19 protein-coding genes, 2 tRNA genes and 1 pseudogene are annotated in these 21,581 nt (G+C 73.5%); 11 read left to right on the top strand and 11 right to left on the bottom strand.

Going from position 1 to position 21,581, the window contains the following annotated elements; all coding sequences use genetic code 11:
• The 5 genes and pseudogenes from KPF47_RS18080 (at position 1) to KPF47_RS18060 (ending at position 4,270) form a co-directional block, all read left to right on the top strand.
• Complete coding sequence (locus tag KPF47_RS18080) at positions 1-1,764, top strand: Hsp70 family protein (RefSeq protein WP_224389905.1); 1,764 nt, start codon at positions 1-3, stop codon at positions 1,762-1,764.
• 62 nt (positions 1,765-1,826) lie between these two features.
• Positions 1,827-2,270 carry a MarR family winged helix-turn-helix transcriptional regulator gene (locus KPF47_RS39720; RefSeq protein ID WP_305080436.1) on the top strand — a complete coding sequence of 148 codons (444 nt, stop codon included), beginning with the start codon at positions 1,827-1,829 and terminating at the stop codon, positions 2,268-2,270.
• A pseudogene (locus KPF47_RS18070) lies at positions 2,270-2,821 on the top strand (MFS transporter); the annotation flags it as partial. The gene KPF47_RS39720 and the pseudogene KPF47_RS18070, both read left to right, overlap by 1 nt.
• A 58-nt stretch (positions 2,822-2,879) precedes the next feature.
• Positions 2,880-3,668, top strand: a complete 789-nt coding sequence (locus tag KPF47_RS40200) for an MFS transporter (protein ID WP_224389904.1) — start codon at positions 2,880-2,882, stop codon at positions 3,666-3,668.
• Entirely contained in the window at positions 3,665-4,270 is a 606-nt protein-coding gene (locus tag KPF47_RS18060) for a cysteine hydrolase (RefSeq protein WP_224389958.1), read from the top strand. Before KPF47_RS40200 ends, KPF47_RS18060 begins: the two co-directional genes overlap by 4 nt.
• A 42-nt stretch (positions 4,271-4,312) precedes the next feature.
• Here KPF47_RS18060 and KPF47_RS18055 read toward each other — a convergent pair.
• The 3 genes from KPF47_RS18055 to gltX form a co-directional block, all read right to left on the bottom strand.
• A tRNA-Glu gene (locus tag KPF47_RS18055) sits at positions 4,313-4,385 on the bottom strand.
• A gap of 58 nt (positions 4,386-4,443) precedes the next feature.
• A tRNA-Gln gene (locus tag KPF47_RS18050) sits at positions 4,444-4,515 on the bottom strand.
• A gap of 55 nt (positions 4,516-4,570) precedes the next feature.
• Positions 4,571-6,049, bottom strand: coding sequence for a glutamate--tRNA ligase (gene gltX / locus KPF47_RS18045; protein WP_224389903.1), 1,479 nt, complete (start codon positions 6,047-6,049; stop codon positions 4,571-4,573).
• A 130-nt stretch (positions 6,050-6,179) separates the two neighbouring features.
• On the opposite strand from gltX, the gene KPF47_RS18040 reads away from it, so the two are divergent.
• Positions 6,180-6,488 carry an EthD family reductase gene (locus tag KPF47_RS18040; protein ID WP_224389902.1) on the top strand — a complete coding sequence of 103 codons (309 nt, stop codon included), beginning with the start codon at positions 6,180-6,182 and terminating at the stop codon, positions 6,486-6,488.
• Positions 6,489-6,531: 43 nt separating this feature from the next.
• On the opposite strand, the gene KPF47_RS18035 is transcribed toward KPF47_RS18040, so the two are convergent.
• Positions 6,532-7,572: a 3-isopropylmalate dehydrogenase gene (locus KPF47_RS18035; protein ID WP_224389901.1), complete on the bottom strand. Its 1,041-nt coding sequence runs from the start codon at positions 7,570-7,572 to the stop codon at positions 6,532-6,534.
• A gap of 246 nt (positions 7,573-7,818) precedes the next feature.
• On the opposite strand from KPF47_RS18035, the gene KPF47_RS18030 reads away from it, so the two are divergent.
• A complete protein-coding gene (locus tag KPF47_RS18030; RefSeq protein ID WP_224389900.1) occupies positions 7,819-8,829 on the top strand; it encodes an LLM class flavin-dependent oxidoreductase in 1,011 nt (336 codons plus the stop codon).
• 21 nt (positions 8,830-8,850) lie between these two features.
• Here the strand turns inward: KPF47_RS18030 and KPF47_RS18025 are convergent, their stop codons facing one another.
• The 5 genes from KPF47_RS18025 to KPF47_RS18005 form a co-directional block, all read right to left on the bottom strand.
• On the bottom strand, positions 8,851-9,111 hold the full coding sequence (locus KPF47_RS18025) for a hypothetical protein (protein WP_224389899.1): 261 nt from the start codon (positions 9,109-9,111) through the stop codon (positions 8,851-8,853).
• A gap of 95 nt (positions 9,112-9,206) precedes the next feature.
• A complete protein-coding gene (serA, locus tag KPF47_RS18020) occupies positions 9,207-10,817 on the bottom strand; it encodes a phosphoglycerate dehydrogenase (protein ID WP_224389898.1) in 1,611 nt (536 codons plus the stop codon).
• Positions 10,818-11,061: 244 nt separating this feature from the next.
• Entirely contained in the window at positions 11,062-12,066 is a 1,005-nt protein-coding gene (gene ilvC, locus KPF47_RS18015) for a ketol-acid reductoisomerase (RefSeq protein ID WP_224389897.1), read from the bottom strand.
• A 52-nt stretch (positions 12,067-12,118) separates the two neighbouring features.
• Positions 12,119-12,628, bottom strand: a complete 510-nt coding sequence (ilvN, locus tag KPF47_RS18010; RefSeq protein ID WP_224389896.1) for an acetolactate synthase small subunit — start codon at positions 12,626-12,628, stop codon at positions 12,119-12,121.
• The gene (locus KPF47_RS18005; RefSeq protein WP_224389895.1) at positions 12,625-14,568 is read right to left on the bottom strand and encodes an acetolactate synthase large subunit; all 1,944 of its coding nucleotides are present in this window, start codon (positions 14,566-14,568) and stop codon (positions 12,625-12,627) included. The genes ilvN and KPF47_RS18005 overlap by 4 nt, the downstream gene beginning before the upstream one ends.
• Before the next feature lie 269 nt (positions 14,569-14,837).
• Between KPF47_RS18005 and KPF47_RS18000 the strand changes: the two genes are divergently transcribed.
• From KPF47_RS18000 to KPF47_RS17985, 4 genes are all read left to right on the top strand, one after another.
• Entirely contained in the window at positions 14,838-15,392 is a 555-nt protein-coding gene (locus tag KPF47_RS18000; protein ID WP_224389894.1) for a PH domain-containing protein, read from the top strand.
• A 169-nt stretch (positions 15,393-15,561) separates the two neighbouring features.
• Complete coding sequence (gene ilvD / locus KPF47_RS17995; RefSeq protein WP_224389893.1) at positions 15,562-17,403, top strand: dihydroxy-acid dehydratase; 1,842 nt, start codon at positions 15,562-15,564, stop codon at positions 17,401-17,403.
• A 71-nt stretch (positions 17,404-17,474) separates the two neighbouring features.
• The gene (locus KPF47_RS17990; RefSeq protein WP_224389892.1) at positions 17,475-18,470 is read left to right on the top strand and encodes an aldo/keto reductase; all 996 of its coding nucleotides are present in this window, start codon (positions 17,475-17,477) and stop codon (positions 18,468-18,470) included.
• A gap of 88 nt (positions 18,471-18,558) precedes the next feature.
• Positions 18,559-19,941 (top strand): NAD-dependent succinate-semialdehyde dehydrogenase, encoded by a 1,383-nt coding sequence (locus KPF47_RS17985; RefSeq protein ID WP_224389891.1) that lies wholly within the window; start codon positions 18,559-18,561, stop codon positions 19,939-19,941.
• A gap of 83 nt (positions 19,942-20,024) precedes the next feature.
• Here KPF47_RS17985 and KPF47_RS17980 read toward each other — a convergent pair whose 3' ends face one another.
• Together KPF47_RS17980 and KPF47_RS17975 are read right to left on the bottom strand one after the other, a co-directional pair.
• On the bottom strand, positions 20,025-20,969 hold the full coding sequence (locus KPF47_RS17980; RefSeq protein WP_224389890.1) for a phosphotransferase: 945 nt from the start codon (positions 20,967-20,969) through the stop codon (positions 20,025-20,027).
• The gene (locus tag KPF47_RS17975) at positions 20,966-21,568 is read right to left on the bottom strand and encodes a DoxX family membrane protein (protein WP_224389889.1); all 603 of its coding nucleotides are present in this window, start codon (positions 21,566-21,568) and stop codon (positions 20,966-20,968) included. The genes KPF47_RS17980 and KPF47_RS17975 overlap by 4 nt, the downstream gene beginning before the upstream one ends.
• Positions 21,569-21,581 lie beyond the last annotated feature (13 nt).

Raw genomic sequence — 21,581 nt, 5'->3', positions numbered from 1 at the left:
ATGGGTTATCTGCTGGGCATCGACGTCGGCACCACGCGCACGGCGGCCGCGGTCATCGGCTCCGGCACCGTCGAGATGGTCACGCTGGGTGACCACTCGGTCGACATTCCGTCCGTGGTGTACGTGGCGCCGGACGGGAGCCTGCTCTTCGGCGACGCCGCCGAGCGCCGTGCGCTGACCGAGCCGGACCGCGTCGCGCGCGAGTTCAAGCGGCGCATCGGCGACCCGACGCCCATCCCGCTGGGCGAGCGGTCCTTCGCCCCCGAGCAGCTGTCCGCGCTGCTGGCCGAGCACGTCGTCGACGTCGTCGCCCGCACCGAGGGCGGCGTCCCCGACCGCATCGCGGTGACCCACCCGGCGTCCTGGGGCAGCCACAAGTGCGACCTGTTCGCCGCGGCACTGGCCGAGCGCGGGCTGACCGTCACCTTCCTCACCGAGCCGCAGGCCGCTGCGCTGCACTACGCGACGAACGAGCGGGTCGAGCCGGGCGCGACCGTCGCCGTCTACGACCTGGGCGGCGGGACGTTCGACGCCGCCGTCGTCCGCAAGGAGGCCGCGGGCGGCGGCTTCACGCTGCTCGGGCGGCCCGAGGGCGTGGAGCAGCTGGGCGGGGCGGACTTCGACCAGGCCGTCGTCGACCACGTGCGCGACGCCGTGCCCGCCGCGTTCGAGGGGCTCGACGAGACCGACCCGAACGTCCTATCCGCGATGGCACGGCTGCGCCGCGACTGCCGCGAGGCCAAGGAGAGCCTGTCGTCGGACACCGAGGTCTCGATCCCGGTGTGGCTCGGCGAGGTCCGCACGACGGTGCGACTGCACCGCAGCGACTTCGAGGAGCGCATCCGGCCGCGGCTGGAGGAGTCGGTCGAGGCGCTGCAGCGTGCGATCGCCTCGGCCGGCCTGGCCGCCTCCGGGCCGTCGGTGGTGCTGCTCGTCGGCGGCTCCTCGCGGGTCCCGCTGGTGGCCGAGCTGGTCTCCTCCGGGCTCGGGCGTCCCGTGCAGGTCGACGCGGACCCGAAGAACACCATCGCGAAGGGCGCCGTCGTCGCGCTCGGCCCGGCCGACCCGGTGCCCGGCACCGGCTCGGGCGGGTTCGGCGCCGTGTCCGCGAGCAGCGGCCCCGCGCTGGCCCCCGACCCCGGCCCGCTGCCGTGGGAGAACCCCGACCCGGTCACCGACCGGATGCCGACCGGCGGCACGACCCGGCTCGACGGGGACCGCACCGCCTACCTCGAGGGTGCCCGCGCGGACCCGCCCACCGACCGGTTCCCCGCCGTGCCACCGATCGGCTACGACCAGACCGCCGTGCACGGCTACGGCGGGTACGGGGGCTACGACGACGGCGAGACCACCGTCGCCCCCGAGCCGACGACCGCCCGCCGCTCCCCCGCCGTGCTGATCGGCGCGGGTGGGGTCGTCGCGGCACTGGCCGTGCTGGGCACGGTGTTCTTCTGGCCACAGGACCGCACGATCAGCAATGCGACCCCCGAGCTGCCGGCGATCCCGACGACGACCCAGGCCCCGCCCCCGACGACCGTCGACCAGGAGCCGGTGCGTGAGCCGGAACGGACCCGGGACCGGCCGACCGAGGTCGTCCCGACGACGACCGACGCCCCCGCCCCCGCGCCGCCACCGGTCGTGACCACGACGACCTCCGCTCCGCCGCCCCCGAGCTCGACGTCCTCGTCGTCCTCGACGCCGCCTCCGCCGGACAGCTCGACGCCCAACCCGCCGGAGGGGAACCCGGTCCCGCCCGGCACCTGAGACGACCGACAGGTCGACAGTCCGGGTTGATGAATCCGGACTGTCGACCTATCGTGGGTTGCATGACGCAACCAACGACCGGGGCCACCGCCGCGGCCACCGCCCGCGCGGTCCGGATCGGCGTCGGCCGGCTGCGCCGCCGGATGCGCGAGCACTACGACCGCGACCAGCTGACGGCGTCGCAGACCGCACTGCTCGGCCGTCTCGACCGCGGTGGCCCCAGCACCGCGGCCGCGCTCGCGGCCGCCGAGGGCGTCCGCCCGCAGTCGGTCGCGATGTCGATCGCCGCGCTGGAGGAGCGGGGCCTGGTCGAGCGCCGCCCGGACCCGTCCGACGGACGCCGGCAGATCGTCTCGGCCACCGAACTCGGTCGCCGGTTCACCGCCGACGCCCGGTCCGCCGGCGAGGACTGGCTCGCGGGCGTGCTCGCCGACCGGCTCCGCGACGACGAGCTGCGCACCGTCGACGAGGCCATGCGGCTGCTGGAGCGGGTGACCGAGCGGTGATGCTGCACCGGGGCCACCGCACCGGCCCGTCCACCTTCGACCGCCGGCTGCTCCTCCCCATGATCGGCGGGGCCGTGCTGAACCCGGTGAACTCCTCGCTGATCGCGGTCGCGCTGGTGCCGATCGGGCTCGCCCTCGGCGCCCCCGCGACCGAGACGGCCTGGCTGGTGTCCGGCCTCTACCTCGCGACCGCGGTCGGCCAGCCCGTCACCGGGCGACTGGTCGACCTCTACGGGCCGCGCCCGCTCTACCTGGTCGGTGCCGTGCTGGTCGGCGTCGGCGGGGTCCTGGGTGCGCTCGCCCCGGACGTCTGGTGGCTGGTCGCGGCGCGGGTCGTCATCGGGCTCGGGACGTGCGCGGGCTATCCGGCGGCGATGGCGCTGATCCGCGGCGAGGCCGACCGCACCGGCACCGACAGCCCGGAGGGCGTGCTGACGGTGCTGTCGATCGCGACGTCGACGATCGCCGTCGTCGGGCCGAGCCTGGGCGGGCTGCTCCTCGGGGTCGCGGGCTGGCGGGCGGTGTTCGTGGTGAACATCCCGCTGGCCCTGCTGTGCCTGGCGCTCGGCGCGCTGCGACTCCCCCGTACCCCGGTCACCCACCGGGGGGGTGCGGGCTGCGCTGCGCCGGGTCGACCCGCCGGGGATCGTGCTGTTCGCGGTCACCGCCGTCGCGCTGCTGCTCGCCCTGCTGCACCCCGACGCCGGCGCGGTCGCCCCCGCGCTGGTGGCCGTGGCCGCCGGGACGGGACTGGTGGTACGCGAGCTGCGGACCCCCGAGCCGTTCCTGGACCTGCGGGTGCTCGGCGGGAACGTGCCGCTGCTGCTGACCTTCGTCCGCGCGGTGCTCACCGCGACCGTCTCCTACTGCGTGCTGTACGGCTTCACCCAGTGGCTGGAGCAGGGTCGCGGGCTGAGCCCGGCGACGGCCGGGCTGGTCCTGCTGCCGATCTTCGTCACCGGGATCGGGGTGACCGCGCTGACCGGCAGGCGGCGCGCGATCCGGGGCAAGCTGCTCGTCGGCGGGGCGGCCCAGGTACTGCTCGCCGCACTGCTGTTCGCCCTCGGGCCGGCCAGCCCGGTCTGGGTCATCGTCGTGGTCGCGCTGCTCGCCGGGCTGCCGCAGGGCCTGAACAACCTCGCCGTGCAGAACGCGGTCTACCGGCAGGCCGACCCGGAGCGGGTCGCGTCCTCGGCCGGGCTGATGCGCACCTTCTTCTACCTGGGTGCCATCGCCGCCTCCGCCGCGGGCGGGATCGCCTTCGGCGGCGGCACGGCGGGCGACGGCCTGCCCGTCCTCGCCACGGTGATGCTCGTCGCCTCGACGCTGTTCGTCCTGCTCACCCTCGCCGACCGTTCACTGGCCCGGCTCGCCGGACCGGAAGGAGCACCGTCGTGACCGACCAGCTCGATCCCACCCGCACCGTGGTGCTCGTCATGGACTACCAGCGCTCGATCGTCGACGCGGTGGCCGAGCGCAGCGGGCACCCGGCACCGGTCGACGCCGCCGCGCGCGCCGTCGCCACCGCCCGGGCCGCGGGCGCCCTGGTGGGGCACGTGCGCGTCGCCCTGACCGACGACGAGGCGGCCGCGGCCCCGGCGCACAGCGTGTTCGGCCGGGCGGTGGCCGCGCGACCCGCCGGGTCGATGCACCCCGACCACCCGGGCGCCGCCTTCGACCCGCGGGTCGCCCCGGAGCCGGGGGACGTCGTGGTCCGCAAGTCGCGGGTGGGGGCGTTCTCCACCACCGACCTCGACGCGCGGCTGCGTGCGGCAGGTGTCACCACCGTGGTGCTCGCCGGGCTGTCGACCAGCGGGGTGGTGCTCACCACGGTGCGCGAGGCCGCGGACCGGGACTTCCGCGTCGTCGTCTTCGGCGACGCCTGCGCCGACCCGCGGGCCGACGTGCACGACGTCCTGCTGTCCACGGTGTTCCCCTCCCAGGCCCTGGTCACCACGACCGACCGGCTCCCCGGGCTGCTCGGCGCGGCCCACCGCTGACACGACGAAGGCCCCGCTCCGGAGAGCGGGGCCTTCGTGGAGTAGTCCCGACGGGATTTGAACCCGCGCTACCGCCTTGAGAGGGCGGCGTCCTAGGCCGCTAGACGACGGGACCTGGACCAGACCGTGCCGATTGTCAGAAACCGACCATTCCGAGGAATTTGCGATTTCCGCTGGGGTACCAGGACTCGAACCTAGACTAACTGAACCAGAATCAGTCGTGCTGCCAATTACACCATACCCCATCGAAAAGCGGGCCCCGTTCCGGAGCGAGGCCCGCTCTCCGTTGATGTAGGTACTCTAACCCATGCTCCGGGAGCGTCGGACACCGGCCCCCAGGCGGGCGAGCGACCGCTCACGGCCGAGCAGCTCCATGCTCTCGTACAGCGGCGGGGACACGGTCCGGCCGCTGATCGCGACGCGGACGGGTGCGAAGGCCTTCCGCGGCTTGAGCTCCAGGCCGTCCACGAGCGAGGTCCTGAGCGACTCCTCGATGGCGGCGGCCGACCACTCCGGCAGGTCCGTCAGCCCGGCGACGGCCGCCTCCAGCACCGGAGCGGCGTCGGCGCCCAGGTTCTTCGCGGCCGCGTCGTCGTCGGGGGTGAAGGACTCCTCGTCGCGGAACAGGAAGGCCAGCATCCGGGCCGCGTCGGACAGGACCTGGCTGCGCTCCTGCACCAGCGGTGCGGCGGCGGCGAGCACCGTCCGGTCCGGATCGGCGATCCCCTCGGCCGCCAGGTACGGCAGCACGCGCCCGGCGAAGTCGTCGGGGGCGAGCAGACGCAGGTGCGCGGCGTTGATCGCCTCGGCCTTCTTCAGGTCGAACCGGGCGGCGTTGCTCGACACCCGGGACACGTCGAAGGCGGCGACCATCTCCTCGAGGGAGAACACGTCGCGGTCCTCGGCGATCGACCAGCCGAGCAGCGCGAGGTAGTTCAGCAGCCCCTCGGGGACGAAGCCGCGGTCGCGGTAGTGGAACAGGTTCGACTGCGGGTCGCGCTTCGAGAGCTTGCGGTTGCCCTCACCGGTGACCAGCGGGAGGTGGGCGTAGGTGAACGGGCCGTTCCCGATGCCGACCCGGGCCAGCGCCTCCAGCAGCGCGATCTGACGCGGGGTGGAGGCCAGCAGGTCCTCCCCGCGCAGCACGTGCGTGATCTCCATCAGCGCGTCGTCGACCGGGTTGGTCAGCGGGTAGAGCGGGGTGCCGTCGCCGCGGGCGAGCACGAAGTCGGGCACCTGACCCGCCCGGAAGGTGATCTCCCCGCGGACGAGGTCGGTGAAGGTGATGTCGTGGTCGGGCATCCGCAGCCGGTAGACCGGTGTCCGGCCCTCGGCGCGGAACGCGGCGCGCTGCTCGTCGGTGAGGTCGCGGTCGGCGTTGTCGTAACCGAGCTTCGGGTCGCGGCCGGCGGCGCGGTGCCGGGCCTCGATCTCCTCGGCGCCGGAGAAGGACTCGTAGACCTCGCCGCCGTCGATCAGCCGGCGCAGGGCGTCGGCGTAGACCTCGCCGCGCTCGCTCTGCCGGTACGGCCCGTGCGGACCGCCCTTCTCGACGCCCTCGTCCCAGTCGAGGCCGAGCCACTCCAGCGCGTCGAGCAGGGACCGGTAGGACTCGTCGGAGTCGCGGGAGGCGTCGGTGTCCTCGATCCGGAACACCAGCGCCCCGCCGTGGTGGCGGGCGTGGGCCCAGTTGAACAGGGCGGTGCGGATGAGGCCGACGTGCGGGGTACCGGTGGGCGACGGGGAGAACCGCACCCGGACCTGGGCTGGAGTACTCATGGTGGGGCCAGCCTAGCCAGCCGCACCGATCCGCCCCGACGGGTAGTGCACGGCACGACCGGATGGGCCAGGGTGGAAGGTGCCGCGGCGCAGCGAGGCGCCGCACGACGATGCACCAGGAGGGGACCCCGTGTTCCAGCTGACCGCCCTGTACAACCACCCCGAGGACGTCGCCGCGTTCGACAGGCACTACGACGGGGTGCACGCCCCGCTGGCGAAGAAGATCCCCGGAGTGGCCCGGTTCACCGTGTCCCGCCCGGCGACCGGGCCGGACGGCGCGACGCCGCCGTACCATCTCGTGGCCGTGCTGGAGTTCCCGGACGCGGCGGCGTTCCAGGCCGGGATGGGCGGGGCCGAGGGCCAGGCCGCCGTCGCCGACCTCGAGAACTTCGCCGGCGCGGGTGTCACGCTGCTGACCGGGCCGTCGAACCAGGTCTGAGCCGGTGGGTGGCCGCCGGGGACCGGCGGCCACCCGTACCGCGTCAGTTGGTGGCGACCTCGCGGCTCGACACCAGCGCGGCGAGCCGGTCCCCGATCGACGAGGTGTTGCCGGTGGCCGCGTGGTCGCGGGTCGCCAGGTCGAACGCCACCGCCGCCTCGATGCGGCGGGCCGAGTCGCGGTCGCCCATGTGGTCGAGCAGCAGCGCGACCGACAGCACCGCGGCCGTCGGGTCGGCGATGCCCTGGCCCGCGATGTCCGGGGCCGAGCCGTGCACCGGCTCGAACATCGACGGGTTGGCGCGGCTGGCGTCGATGTTGCCGCTGGCGGCGAGGCCGATGCCACCGGTGACCGCGGCGGCCAGGTCGGTCAGGATGTCGCCGAACAGGTTGTCGGTGACGATGACGTCGTACCGGCCCGGGTCGGTGACCAGGTGGATCGTGGTCGAGTCGACGTGCTGGTAGGCCACCGACACCTCGGGGTACTCCAGCGACACCTCCTCCACGATCCGCGACCACAGCGCCCCGGCGAAGGTGAGGACGTTGGTCTTGTGCACCAGCGTCAGGTGCTTCCGCGGGCGGCGCTGGGCACGCGCGAACGCGTCGCGCACCAGGCGGTCGATGCCGAACGCGGTGTTCTGGCTGACCTCGGTCGCGATCTCGTGCGGGGTGTCCTTGCGGAGCAGGCCGCCGGTGCCGACGTAAGGACCCTCGGTCCCCTCGCGCACGACCACCAGGTCGATCTCCGGGTTGCCGGCCAACGGGCCACGCACTCCCGGGTAGAGCCGCGCGGGGCGCAGGTTCACGTGGTGGTCGAGCTCGAAGCGCAGACGCAGGAGCAGGCCGCGCTCGAGGATGCCGCTGGGCACCGACGGGTCGCCGACGGCACCCAGCAGGATCGCGTCGTGCTGCTTGATCTCGGTCAGCACCGTCTCCGGGAGCAGCTCGCCCGTCGAGTGCCAGCGGGCGGCGCCGAGGTCGTACTCGGTCGTCTCGACGTCGCGGGCGACCTCGCCCAGGACCTTGAGTGCCTCGTTGATCACTTCCGGGCCGATGCCGTCACCGGGGATGACCGCAAGGCGCATGACCTCGTCCTCTCATCGTGATGCTGGCCGCACGCTACCGCCTGCCGACGCAGGGTCATCGTTCGGCCACCCGGTGGGGTGGTCCCGTCCGGGTGACACGTGCGCCGCACGCGGTCGGAGTACCCGCGACACGCGGCCGTTCCGGGGACGTCGGCGCGTCCCGAGGGGTGGGACGGCCGCGGTCGTCGTCACCCGTCCGGATGACGCGGGGGGAAGAAGCACGCCTGCGGCGTCGTTGCCCCCGACGTGCCCACGCCCGACCGCCCGCTGCGCAGCCTCGGCTTCCTCACCATCGGCTCGTTCGACGGCGACGACCCCCGCCCCGGACACGAGACCACGCTGGAGATGATCGTCCTCGGCGAACGGCTCGGCTTCGACTCGGCCTTCGTCCGGCACCGCCATCTGCAGTTCGGCATCTCCTCACCGGTCGCGGTGCTCGCCGCGGCGCCCCAGCGGACCTCCCGGATCGAGCTCGGTACGGCCGTGATCCCCCTGGGCTGGGAGAACCCGCTGCGCCTCGCCGAGGACCTGGCGACGGTCGACGTGCTCTCCGGCGGCCGGTTGAACCCGGGGATCTCGGTCGGGCCGCCGATGCAGTGGGAGCACGTGCGGGACGCGCTCTACCCGGACACCGCCGACGTCGAGGACTTCGGCCGCGAGCGGGTGTCGCGGCTGCTGCGGCTGGTGCGCGGTGAGCGGGCGAGCACCTTCTCCGGGACGGTCGGGATCGAGTCGTTCTCCGAGCGGGTGCAGCCGCACTCCCCCGGTCTGGCCGGGCGCATGTGGTACGGCGCGGGCAGCGACTCCTCGGCCGTCTGGGCCGCGGAGCAGGGGCTCAACCTGCTGACCAGCAGCGTGGTGCGCAGCGGCGGCGAGACCGACTTCGCCGCGGTCCAGTCCCGTCAGATCCGGGCCTACCGGGAGGCACACCCGACGGGACGGGTGTCGCAGGGGCTCGTCGTCGTCCCGACCGACTCCGCCACGCCCGCCCAGCGCGAGCGCTACGCCGCCTACGCCCGCGAGCGCGACGCCCGGGTCGGCGTCCCGCAGGGCCCGGCCGGGCTGCTCTTCGCCCCCGACCTGGTCGGCACCGCCGCCGAGATCGCCGAACGGCTGTGGGACGACGCCGGGTTCCGCGAGGTCGACGAGGCGGTGTTCGCGCTGCCGTTCGGCTTCCCGCACGACGACTACGTCCAGATCGTCACCGACATCGCGGGCGCGCTGGGCCCGGCGCTGGGCTGGAGCCCGCGCGGCTGAGCCCCGGCCCGCCGGCCGGGTTCAGTGCCCCGGACGCAGCAGCGCCCGGCGGGCGCGCACCCGGCCGGGGGCCTCGATCAGCGCGACGAGCGCGGCGAGGACCACGAGCATGCCGGGGCCGACCGTCATCGTCGCCGACGGCGGTCCGGTCACGATCGCCATCACCGACACGACGTAGGGCACGGTCAGCGACAGCCCGGTGACGAAACCGACGCCGAGCAGCACCAGGCACGCGACGCCGACCGCCGTGCCCGCCATCACCAGTGCCCGCAGCCAGCTCACCGGGTGCCCTCCGCTCGTACCGAGCCGCCAGGATCCCACGACCACCCCGTTGCGCGCAGCCGTTTCCCGGGGTGCGGGACGGCCCCGGCGGTCGCTCAGTCGTCGAAGGAGATGAGCCGGATCGTGCGGGCGCCGACCGAGGCGCCGATCGGCTCCAGCACCGCCGGGTCGATCCGGCGGTCCACCCGCAGCAGCATGATCGCGTCGGTCCCGTCGGTGGTCTGCGAGATCTGGGCGGCCTCGATGTTGATCGCGGCCTCCCCCAGCAGCGACCCGACCCGGCCCATCACGCCGGGACGGTCGGCGTACTCCAGCAGTACGACGTCGCCCTCCGCGCGCAGGTCGAAGTGCCTGCCGTTGATCTCGACGAGCTTCTCCACCTCGGCACGGCCGGTGAGGGTGCCGGACACGGTGATCTTGTCGCCGTCGGGCATGGCGCCGCGCAGCTGGACGACGCTGCGGTGGTTGGCGCTCTCCGGGGAGGTCGTGATCTCGACGCCGACCCCGCGCTCCTCGGCGAGCTGGGGCACGTTCACGAACGTCACCTGGTCCTCGACGACGTGGGTGAACACCCCGCGCAGCGCGGCCAGGCCCAGGACCTGGACGTCCTCGGTGGCGAGCTCGCCCGCCACGTCGACGGTGACCGAGGTCGGGGTGCGCCCGGCGACGGCGTGCAACGTGGTGCCGAGCTTCTGCACCAGCGGCAGCCAGGGGCGGACCTCCTCCCCGACCGCGCCGTGGATCTGCACGTTGACCGCGTCCGGCACGAACTCCCCGGCCAGGGCCAGCTGCACCGAGCGGGCCACGTCGGTCCCGGCGCGGTCCTGCGCCTCCACGGTGGAGGCGCCCAGGTGCGGGGTGACGACGACGTTCTCCAGCTCGAACAGCGGGCTGGAGGTGGTCGGCTCGGTGACGTAGACGTCGATGCCGGCGCCCCCGACGTGCCCGGAGCGGACGGCCTCGGCGAGGGCGTCCTCGTCGACCAGGCCGCCACGGGCGGCGTTGACGACGAGCACCCCCGGCCTGGTCAGCGCCAGCTGGTCCTTGCCGATGAGCCCCAGGGTCTCCGGGGTCCTCGGCAGGTGCACGGTGATCATGTCCGCGGTGCGGAGCAGGTCGTCGAGGCCCAGCAGCTCGATGCCGAGCTGCGCCGCGCGCGACGGCGCGATGTAGGGGTCGTAGGCGACCAGCGTCATGCCGAAGGCGGCGAGGCGCTGCGCGACCAGCTGCCCGATCTTCCCGAGTCCGACGATGCCTGCGGTCTTGCCGTTCAGCTCCACGCCGCCGTAGGCCGAGCGCTTCCACGCCCCGGCGCGCAGCGCCGCGTCCGCGGCCGGGATGTGACGTGCCGTCGCGAGCAGCAGCGCGACGGCGTGCTCGGCGGCGGAGACGATGTTCGAGGTGGGCGCGTTCACGACCATCACCCCGCGCGCGGTGGCCGCGGCGACGTCGACGTTGTCCAGGCCGACCCCGGCGCGCGCGACGACCGTGAGCCGGCCCGCCGCGGCGAGCGCCTCGGCGTCGACCAGGGTGGCGGACCGGACCAGCAGCGCGTCGGCGTCGGCGAGCGCCGCCAGCAGCGCGGGGCGGTCGGTGCCGTCGACGTGACGGATCTCGACGCCGTCGCCGAGCAGCTCGACGGCGGAGGGCGCGAGCGTCTCCGCGAGCAGGACGACGGGACGGTGGTCGGTGGCTGCGGTGCTCACGGTGTGCGAGTGCTCCCCGAGGTCGGTGCGCGAACGTCGACCATCCTAGGACCGCGGGGGCCGTCGTGGACCGGATCGGGCGGACGGGTCGTCGCACGGCACCCGGACGCGCGAAACCCCCGCCCGGTGTCGCCGGTACGGGGGTTCCACGTCGCCCGGTCCGGAGGGGTGCGTCCGGGCCCGGGCATTCGCGGGCCGTCTGGGGCCCGCGCGATTCATCCTGCCGGACGCGTCCGGCAGTGGATCACTTGGCCTTCTCGCCGACCCAGCTCATCAGGCCGCGGAGCTTCTCGCCGACCTGCTCGATCGGGTGCTCGGCGCCCTGCTGCTGCAGCTTGGTGTAGTTCGCGCGGCCTGCCTCGTCCTCGGCGACCCACTCGCGGGCGAAGGTGCCGTCCTGGATCTCGCCCAGGATCTTCTTCATCTCCTCCTTCACCGCCGGCGTGATGACGCGCGGGCCGCGGGTGAGGTCGCCGTACTCGGCGGTGTCGGAGATGGAGAAGCGCTCGTTGGCGATGCCGCCCTCGTACATGAGGTCGACGATCAGCTTGAGCTCGTGCAGGCACTCGAAGTAGGCGATCTCCGGGGCGTAGCCCGCCTCGGTCAGCACCTCGAAGCCGGTCTGGACCAGCGCCGCGGCACCGCCGCAGAGGACGGCCTGCTCACCGAACAGGTCGGTCTCGGTCTCCTCGGTGAAGGTGGTCTCGATGACGCCCGCGCGGGCGCCGCCGATCCCGGCCGCGTAGGAGAGCGCGAGGGCCTTGGCGTTGCCCGAGGCGTCCTGCTCGACGGCGATCAGGGCCGGGACGCCCTTGCCGTCGACGAACTGGCGGCGGACCAGGTGGCCCGGGCCCTTCGGGGCGACCATGGCGACGTCGACGTTCGCCGGCGGCTTGATCAGGTCGAAGCGGATGTTGAAGCCGTGGCCGAAGAACAGCGCGTCGCCGTCCTTCAGGTTGGGCTCGATGTCCTGGGTGTAGATGAAGCGCTGCTTGGTGTCCGGCGCCAGGACCATGATCAGGTCGGCCCAGGCGGACACCTCGGCCGGCGTGCCGACCTCGAGACCCTCGTCGGCCGCCTTCTGCCGGGACTTCGAGCCCTCGGGCAGACCGATCTTCACCTCGACCCCGGAGTCGCGCAGCGACAGCGAGTGCGCGTGCCCCTGGGAGCCGTAGCCGATCACGGCGACCTTGCGGCCCTGGATGATCGACAGGTCGGCGTCGGCGTCGTAGTAGATGTTGACACTCATGGCTCTGGGACGGTTCCTCTCAGGGGGTGTGTAGCTGGACTACGCGGTCTGTCTAACGGACGGCCGCGGCGGTGATGGACCGGGGGCCGCGACCGACGGCTACCATCCCGGACTTCACCATCTCGCGGATCCCGTAGGGCTCCAGCATGCGCAGGAGCGCGGTGAGCTTGTCGGACGACCCGGTGGCCTCGACGGTCAGCGCCTCCGGGGAGACGTCGACCACCTTGGCGCGGAACAGCTGGACGGTCTCGACGACCTGGCTGCGCACGGTGGCGTCGGCCCGCACCTTCACCAGCAGCAGCTCACGCTGCACCGACGCGTCGGGCTCCAGCTCGACGATCTTGATGACGTGCACCAGCTTGTTGAGCTGCTTGGTGACCTGCTCCATCGGGAGCTCGTCCACCTCGACGACGATCGTCATCCGGGACACGTCGGGGTGCTCGGTCGGCCCCACGGCGAGGGAGTTGATGTTGAACCCGCGCCGGGAGAACAGCCCGGAGACCCGGGCCAGGACACCCGGCTTGTCCTCGACCAGGACCGAGAGGGTGTGGAGCTCGCTCACTTCTCGCCCTCCAGGGCCTGCTCGGTGACGTCGGCGACCGCGTCGACCGAGGCCGCCAGCTCGTCGTGCTCGAACTCCGGCCGGATGTCGCGCCGGACGTTGATCTCGTCGTTGCTCATCCCCGCGGCGACCATCGGCCACACCTGGGCGTCGGCACCGACGACGAACTCCACGACGACCGGCCGGTCGTTGATCTCCATCGCCTGGTGGATGACCCGGTCGACGTCGGACTTGGACTCGACCCGCAGACCCTCGCAGCCCATCGCCTGCGCGAGCATCGGGAAGTCCGGGATGCGCAGCTTGTGGGTGTTGAGGTCGGTGTTGGAGTACCGCTCGCCGTAGAACAGGTTCTGCCACTGGCGGACCATGCCCAGGTTGCCGTTGTTGATGACGGCGACCTTGATCGGGATGCCCTCGATCGCGCAGGTGGCGAGCTCCTGGTTGGTCATCTGGAAGCAGCCGTCGCCGTCGATGCACCAGACGACGGTGTCCGGCTCGCCGACCTTGGCGCCCATCGCGGCCGGGACCGCGTAGCCCATGGTCCCGAGCCCGCCGGAGTTCAGCCAGGTCCGCGGCTTCTCGTACCTGACGAACTGCGCGGCCCACATCTGGTGCTGGCCGACGCCCGCGGCGTAGATCGCGTCGGGCCCGGCGATGGCCCCGATCCGCTCGATCACGTACTGCGGGCTCAGCGCGCCGTCGGTCGGCTCGTCGTAGCCGAGCGGGTAGCGGTCGCGCAGCCCGCCGACCTGCTTCCACCAGCCGGACAGGTCGGGCTCGCCGTGCTCGGCGCGGTCCGCGCGGACGGCCTCGACCAGGTCGGCGAGAACCTCCTTGCAGTCCCCGACGATCGGCACGTCCGCCCGGCGGTTCTTGGAGATCTCGGCCGGGTCGATGTCGGCGTGGATGATCTTCGCCCCGGGGGCGAAGCTCTCCAGCTTCCCGGTGACCCGGTCGTCGAACCGGGAGCCGAGCGCGACGAGCAGGTCGGAGCGCTGCATCGCCGCGACCGCCGCGACGGTGCCGTGCATCCCCGGCATGCCCAGGTGCAGCTCGTGGCTGTCGGGGAACACACCGCGCGCCATCAGAGTGGTGACGACGGGTGCCCCGGTCAGCTCGGCGAGCTCCCTGAGCTCGTCGGCGGCCTCGGCCTTCAGGACGCCGCCGCCGACGTAGAGCACCGGCTTGGCCGACTCGCGGATCAGCCGGGCGGCCTCGCGGATCTGCTTGCCGTGCAGCCGGGTCGTCGGCCGGTAGCCGGGCAGCTTCAGCTCCGGGGGCCAGGAGAACGTGGTCTGCTCCTGCAGCACGTCCTTCGGGATGTCCACCAGGACCGGGCCGGGCCGGCCGGTGGACGCCAGGTGGAAGGCCTCGGCGATCGCGCGCGGGATCTCCGTCGCGTCGGTCACCAGCATGTTGTGCTTGGTCACCGGCATGGTGATGCCGGTGATGTCGGCCTCCTGGAAGGCGTCGGTGCCGATCAATGGCCGGGTCTGCTGACCCGTGATGGCCACCAGCGGCACCGAGTCCATGTGGGCGTCGGCGATCGGGGTGACCAGGTTCGTGGCCCCCGGACCGGACGTCGCCATGCAGACCCCGACCTTGCCGGTGGCCTGCGCGTACCCGGTGGCGGCGTGTCCCGCGCCCTGCTCGTGCCGGACGAGGATGTGGCGCACCCTCGTCGAGTCCAGGAGCGGGTCGTAGGCGGGCAGGATCGTCCCGCCGGGCAGCCCGAAGACGACCTCGCAGCCGATCTCCTCGAGCGACCGCACCAGGGACTGGGCGCCGGTCATGGGCTCGTCCACGATGCGCGGGCCGGGCACGGTGGTCTCACCGGGTGCCGGGGCCGCGCTGCGGGACGTGCCGGAGGCCGCGGACCGGCCGGGCGGCGGGCCCGGCTTCGGGCCGGACGAGCCGGTTCTGGCGGGGACGGTGGTCATCTGGGTCTGCCTCGCTGGAGATCGTGTCGATCAGATGCCGGACATGGGGCTGGACATGAAAAAACCCCCGCCGCCCGGTGCTCCGGGCGCTGCGAGGGTGAGCGCGTCGTCGTTCGAGAAGGTCGAACTCAGGCGACGACGCGCCCAAGAAGTACGAGAATTCGAACGGCGAACATGCATCGACGCTAGCACGCGTCCCACGGACGGAGTCAAACGACCCCACCCGTCCGGGCCGTCGTCACACCGTCCGTGTTTGCCACACTGGGGTCGTGAGCAGCACCGACGACCGAGCCACCCCGGCCGCGCCCGCCGACGACGCCTCCGCCGCCCCGCCCGCGGCCCCGCCGGCGTCCCAGCAGGTGGACAGCGAGCTGGCCTGGACGCCGCAGGTCCGTGACGAGGGCCGCAAGGTCCGCGCGGGCTCGCGCGCGTTGGTGTTCAAGCCCAGCCGGCTCACCATCTTCGCGATCCTGGTCGCGGTCGTAGGGTCGACACCGCTGGTGTTCAGCCTGCCGTGGTTCTGGGTCGTGCTCGTGGTGCCGGTGGCCGCGATCGCCTGGATCCTGCGGGTCCGCACCACCGTGGACCCCGAGACGCTGGTCGTGCGCGGCCCGTTGTCCTCCCGCACCGTGGACTGGGACGACGTGCGCGGCCTGCGGATCGGGTCGCGCTCGCGGATCAGCGCGGTGCTGGGCGAGGACGACGACCTCGTCCTGCCCGCGGTGCACGCACGCGACCTGCCCGCACTCTCGGTGGCCAGCGGCGGCCGCATCGCCGACCCGGCCGCCCTGACCGAGGTGACCGACCGGGCCGAGGACCACTGACGGCCGTCGCGAGGCGTACGGTTGCGGGCGATCGGCCCGCCGGCCGGCGGGACGCGACCCGCCCCGCCGCCGTCGCGCCGCGCCCCGGGCGGCCCGCGACCACGCTCCGCGCCGCGCCCACCGGGGTCACCCCAGGAACCACCACGGAAGACCCGGCTGGAGAAGACCGATGCCCGCCCTGCGTTCCCGCGTCACCACCCACGGTCGCAACGCCGCCGGAGCGCGTTCGCTCTGGCGCGCGACCGGCATGGGCGACGACGACTTCGGCAAGCCGATCGTCGCGATCGCCAACTCCTACACCCAGTTCGTGCCCGGCCACGTGCACCTCAAGGACATGGGCGACCTGGTCGCGAGCGCGATCAAGGAGGCGGGCGGGGTCGCCAAGGAGTTCAACACGATCGCCGTCGACGACGGCATCGCGATGGGCCACGGCGGGATGCTCTACTCGCTGCCCAGCCGCGAGATCATCGCCGACGCGGTGGAGTACATGGTCAACGGCCACGCGGCCGACGCCCTGGTCTGCATCTCCAACTGCGACAAGATCACGCCCGGGATGCTGAACGCCGCGATGCGGCTCAACATCCCGACCGTGTTCGTCTCCGGCGGGCCGATGGAGGCCGGCAAGGCGGTCGTCGTCGGCGGCGTCGCGCAGGCGCCCACCGACCTGATCACCGCGATCTCGGCGTCCGCGTCGTCCGAGGTGGACGACGCCGGCCTGGCCGAGGTCGAGCGCTCGGCCTGCCCGACCTGCGGGTCCTGCTCCGGGATGTTCACCGCCAACTCGATGAACTGCCTCACCGAGGCGCTCGGGCTCTCGCTGCCGGGCAACGGCTCCACCCTCGCCACCCACGCCGCGCGCCGCGAGCTCTTCCTCAACGCCGGGCGCACCGTGATGGACCTGGCGACCCGCTGGTACCGCGACGACGACGCGTCCGCGCTGCCCCGCAACATCGCCACCCGCGAGGCGTTCGAGAACGCGATGGCGCTCGACGTCGCGATGGGCGGCTCCACGAACACGGTGCTGCACATCCTGGCCGCGGCCCAGGAGGGCGAGATCGACTTCGACCTCGCCGCGATCGACGCGGTCTCCCGGCGGGTGCCGTGCCTGAGCAAGGTCGCCCCGAACTCGGACTACCACATGGAGGACGTCCACCGGGCCGGTGGCATCCCCGCCCTGCTGGGCGAGCTGTGGCGGGCCGGGCTGCTGAACACCGGGGTGCACACGGTGCACTCGCCGTCGCTGGAGCAGTGGCTGACCGAGTGGGACATCCGCTCCTCGGCGCCGTCGGAGACCGCCGTCGAGCTGTACCACGCCGCGCCGGGCGGGGTCCGGACCACGCAGGCGTTCTCGACGGAGAACCGCTGGTCGAGCCTGGACACCGACGCCGCGGGCGGCTGCATCCGCGACCTCGAGCACGCCTACTCCGCCGACGGCGGCCTCGCCGTGCTGCGCGGCAACCTCTCGGTCGACGGCGCCGTCATCAAGACCGCGGGCATCCCGGAGGACATCTGGGAGTTCGAGGGTCCGGCCGTGGTGCTGGAGAGCCAGGAGGACGCCGTCTCGGCGATCCTCAAGAAGGAGATCAAGCCCGGCGACGTGCTGGTCATCCGCTACGAGGGCCCCTCGGGCGGGCCGGGCATGCAGGAGATGCTGCACCCGACCGCGTTCCTCAAGGGCGCCGGGCTGGGCAAGGTCTGCGCCCTGATCACCGACGGCCGCTTCTCGGGCGGCTCGTCGGGCATCTCGGTCGGGCACATCTCCCCCGAGGCGGCCGCCGGCGGCACGATCGGTCTGGTGCAGAACGGCGACCGGATCCGGCTCGACGTCCGCGCCCGGTCGCTGGAGCTGCTCGTCGACCCCGAGGAGCTCGCCGACCGGCGCGCCAAGATGGAGTCCTCCGAGCGGCCGTGGCAGCCCGTCGACCGGCAGCGCGTCGTGTCCAGGGCGCTGCGCGCCTACGCCCACATGGCGACCAGCGCCGACACCGGGGCGGTCCGCCGCATCCCCTGACCCCCGGCACGCACGACGGCCCCGGTCCGCTCCGCTGCGGACCGGGGCCGCCCGCGTCTAGGTTGGTTGGCATGGCTACCGGAATGAGCCTCGGCACCCGTCGTCTCGGCGACCTCACCGTCTCCGCCCAGGGTCTGGGCTGCATGGGCATGAGCCAGAGCTACGGCTCCGGGGACCGCGCCGAGTCGATCGCGACCGTCCACCGCGCCCTCGACCTGGGCGTCACCCTGCTCGACACCGCGAACGTCTACGGCGACGGCGCCAACGAGGAACTCGTGGGTGCCGCGATCGCCGACCGCCGCGACCGCGTGGTCCTGGCGACGAAGTTCGGCATCGTGCGCGACGCGCAGGGCAACCAGGGGGCGCAGGGCGACCCGGCCTACGTGCGGCGGTGCGCCGAGGAGTCGCTGCGCCGCCTGGGCGTCGACCACATCGACCTCTACTACCAGCACCGCGTCGACCCGGACACCCCGATCGAGGAGACCGTCGGCGCGCTCGCCGGGCTGATCGAGGAGGGGAAGATCCGCCACTACGGCCTCTCCGAGTGCGGCGCGGACACCGTGCGGCGGGCGCACGCGGTGCACCCGCCCGCCGCGGTGCAGTCGGAGTGGTCGCTGTGGACGCGCGGCATCGAGGAGTCGGTCGCGCCGACGTGTGCCGAGCTGGGCGTCGGCGTCGTGCCCTTCTCCCCGCTCGGGCGCGGTTTCCTGACCGGCGCGATCACCTCGACCGGCCAGCTCGGCGAGGGCGACATGCGCCGCGGGCTGCCGCGGTTCTCCGACGAGAACCTGGCCGCGAACCTCGCGATCGTCGAGGCCCTGCGCTCCCTCGCACAACGGCGCGGGGTGACGGCCGGGCAGCTGGCACTGGCGTGGGTGCAGAGCCGCGGGGAGCACGTCGTGCCGATCCCGGGGACCAAGCGGCGGAGCTACCTGGAGCAGAACGTGCAGGCCGCCTCGCTGGAGCTGTCGGCCGACGAGCTCGCCGAGATCGAGGCGGCCGCGCCGGCGTCGGCGGTGGCCGGCGAGCGCTACCCGGCGCACCTGCAGCGCAACGTCGGACGCTGATCCCGATGTTTCCCGGTCCCCCCGGACCGGACATCCCGTCGGTGGGCGCACGACACGATCCGCGCCCACCGCAACCCGGAAGGAACCCATGAGCGCCTACGTGACGACGAACCCCGCCACCGGCCGGACCGAGAGGACGTTCCCCGAGCTCGACGACGCGGCGGTCTCCGACGTCCTGGACCGGGTCACCGGGGCCTACCCCGGCTGGCGCGCGACCCCCGCCGCCGACCGGGCACAGATCCTGGTCCGGGTGGCCGAGGCCTACGAGGCCCGCAGCGACGAGCTGGCCACGCTGATCGCGACCGAGATGGGCAAGCCCCTCAAGGAGGCCGCAGGCGAGGTCGCGCTGGCCGCGTCGATCTACCGGTGGTACGCCGAGCACGGCCCGGACCTGCTGACCCGGGAGACCCTCGACCCGCAGGGCGCGCAGGAGTCGGTCGTGCAGACCGAGCCGATCGGCCCGCTCGTCGGCGTGATGCCGTGGAACTTCCCCTACTACCAGGTGGCCCGGTTCGTGGCGCCGAACCTGGTCGTCGGCAACACGATCGTCCTGAAGCACGCCCCGATCTGTGCGGCCTCGGCCGAGGTGATGGCCGAGATCTTCCACACCGCGGGCGTCCCGGCCGACGTCTACGTCAACGTCTTCGCGACCAACGAGCAGATCGCCGACATGATCGCCGACCCGCGGATCCAGGGCATCTCGCTGACCGGCAGCGAGCGCGCCGGGGCCTCGGTCGCCGAGACCGCGGGACGCAACCTGAAGAAGGCCGTGCTGGAGCTGGGCGGGTCGGACGCGTTCATCGTCCTCGACGACGCCGACGTCGCCCGCACCGCGAAGGTCGCCGGCCGGGCCCGTCTGATGAACGCCGGCCAGGCCTGCAACTCCCCGAAGCGGATGATCGTGCCCTCGGACAGGGTCGAGGAGTTCGTGTCGGCGCTGGTCTCGACGTTCGAGGCGACCGAGCACGGCGACCCGACCGACTCCGCCACCCGGCTCGGCCCGCTGTCCTCGGTCACGGCGCGCGACGGCGTCGTCGCGCAGGTTCGCCGCGCCGTGGAGCAGGGGGCCACCCTGCACACCGGTGGCGAGGCGGTCGACGGCGACGGGGCGTTCATGCGCCCGGCCGTGCTGACCGGCGTCACGAAGGACATGGACGCCTACTCCGAGGAGATCTTCGGGCCGGTCGCCGTGGTCTACGGGGTCGACTCGGTCGACGACGCCGTCACCCTGGCCAACGACGTGAGCTACGGGCTCAGCGGTTCGGTGTGGAGCGGCGACCTGGAGCGGGCGCAGGACATCGCCGACCGGCTCGAGGTGGGCATGGCCTACATCAACGAGCACGGCACCACGCTGCCCGGGCTGCCCTTCGGCGGGGTCAAGCGTTCCGGATTCGGCCGCGAGCTGGGCCGCTGGGGCATGGGCGAGTTCGTCAACACCCGGCTGCGTCGCACGGCGAAGCCCCGGGGCTGAGCCGCGCCCCGTCCCGAGTGGCACGTCGGGGTCGTCGACGGCCGGTCGTCGCGGCCGTGGTGTGCCACTCGGGGGGTACCGGGTCAGCCGCGGCGGACCGCGGCCGGAAGGTCGCGCAGCTCGTCGAGGGCCCCGGCGGCGACCCGGACCATCGAGTCGACCCGCTCGGGGCCCTGGTGGTCGGCGGCGAACGGCAGGTACTGCACGTGTGCCTGCACCCGGGCCCACGCCGTCTCCACGGCGACCATCGCCGGCGGGTCGGGCGCGCCGAGCGCGGCGTGCAGGGTGTCCCGGTAGAGCCCGGGCACCGGCGACGACGGCGCGTCGGCGGGACCGTCGGCGGGCGGCGCCGTGAGCACGACGACGTCGAGCGACCCCGGCGCGACCCGGGCGTTGCCCCAGTCCAGCAGCACCGCCCCACCGGGACCGAGGTGCACGTTGCCGCGGTGCGCGTCACCGTGGCACACCGTGCGCGGCAGCACGCGCAGCGCGGTCGTGGCCCGGTCGTCGGCCGCCCAGCCGCCGACGGTGCGGGCGGCCGCACGGCACACCCCGGCAGCGCCGGCATCGGCGGTCGCGTCGTACCGCTCCGCGGCCGCGCCCAACCGCTCCGCCGCCTGCGCGCACCGGCCCGCCCACCAGGCGTCGTCGACCAGGGGGACGCCGCGGGGCCGGTTCCGGCGCCAGTGCGCGTGCGTGCGGGCCAGGGTCACCCAGACCTCGTCGGGCACCGGCTCGCCGGGCGCGAGCGGACCACCGGGCTCGTGGTCGAGCAGCACCCAGCCGTCGCCGGGCACCAGCAGGCGCGGCACGCGTACCGGCCCGGTGACCACGGCGACCGCCCGCAGGGCCGCGACCTCCGCTGCCGAGGCCCGCTTGAGGACGACCGCGGTGCCGTCGTCGAGGTCGATCCGCTCGGCCCCGCCGGAGGCGTACCCGCCGGCCAGCGGGGTCCGCGCGCGCACCGCGAGGTCGCGACGGCGGCGCCGGGACAGCGGACGCAGCCACGGGTCGCCGGGCGCGGTCACCGGCGCAGCACGAACAGGACCAGCAACGCCACCGCGACCCCGACCAGCAGCGACAGCACCGCCCACGGCAGCGGGCGGCGCTGGTAGGTGCGTCCGGCGTCGATCGCGATCCGGCCCGCCCCGGCGAACACCAAAGCCGCGGCCCCGGCGCCGAGCAGCAGGTCCAGCTCCAGGGAGTTCGCACCGTCGGAGGCGAACAGCGGCACGTCGAGCACCGGCACCAGGGCCACCACCACGGCACTGATCTTCACGGCGAGCAGCCCGGCCGCGGCGAACGGCGTGAGCAGACCCAGCACGAGCAGCACCCCGAGCACCAGCTGGCCGACGGCGAGCACCCAGGCCAGCGGACCGGCGAACGCGACGAACCCGGCCCCGGCGAGCGCGGCGGCACTCGCGTCGAGACCGATCCCGCCCGCGACGCCGAACAGCGTGCGCGCCCCGGCCGCGGCGAAGCACGCCCCGACGACCACCCGCAGCACGAGCAGGCCGATGTCCGAGGACAGGTGCGCGGGCACCGGCAGGCGTTCCGGCCGGGTCGGCTCCGGCGGTTCGGTACCGGAGATGCCGCCCCAGTCGTAGTGCTGCGTGGGCCCACTCATGGCGCCGGACCCT

The sequence above is a fragment of the Pseudonocardia sp. ICBG1293 genome, from assembly GCF_020131355.1.
Taxonomy (GTDB): domain Bacteria; phylum Actinomycetota; class Actinomycetes; order Mycobacteriales; family Pseudonocardiaceae; genus Pseudonocardia.
Note: the sequence above shows the minus strand (reverse complement) of the source record. Positions and strands in the feature narration are given on the sequence as shown.

Coding starts and splice junctions, on each gene's coding strand:
- KPF47_RS39720 (WP_305080436.1), top strand. CDS start 1,827: ATGACGCAACCAACGACCGGGGCCACCGCCGCGGCCACCGCCCGCGCG.
- gltX (WP_224389903.1), bottom strand. CDS start 6,049: ATGAGTACTCCAGCCCAGGTCCGGGTGCGGTTCTCCCCGTCGCCCACC.
- ilvC (WP_224389897.1), bottom strand. CDS start 12,066: ATGAGTGTCAACATCTACTACGACGCCGACGCCGACCTGTCGATCATC.
- KPF47_RS17990 (WP_224389892.1), top strand. CDS start 17,475: ATGGCTACCGGAATGAGCCTCGGCACCCGTCGTCTCGGCGACCTCACC.
- ilvD (WP_224389893.1), top strand. CDS start 15,562: ATGCCCGCCCTGCGTTCCCGCGTCACCACCCACGGTCGCAACGCCGCC.
- KPF47_RS17975 (WP_224389889.1), bottom strand. CDS start 21,568: ATGAGTGGGCCCACGCAGCACTACGACTGGGGCGGCATCTCCGGTACC.
- KPF47_RS18005 (WP_224389895.1), bottom strand. CDS start 14,568: ATGACCACCGTCCCCGCCAGAACCGGCTCGTCCGGCCCGAAGCCGGGC.
- KPF47_RS17985 (WP_224389891.1), top strand. CDS start 18,559: ATGAGCGCCTACGTGACGACGAACCCCGCCACCGGCCGGACCGAGAGG.
- KPF47_RS18035 (WP_224389901.1), bottom strand. CDS start 7,572: ATGCGCCTTGCGGTCATCCCCGGTGACGGCATCGGCCCGGAAGTGATC.
- KPF47_RS18080 (WP_224389905.1), top strand. CDS start 1: ATGGGTTATCTGCTGGGCATCGACGTCGGCACCACGCGCACGGCGGCC.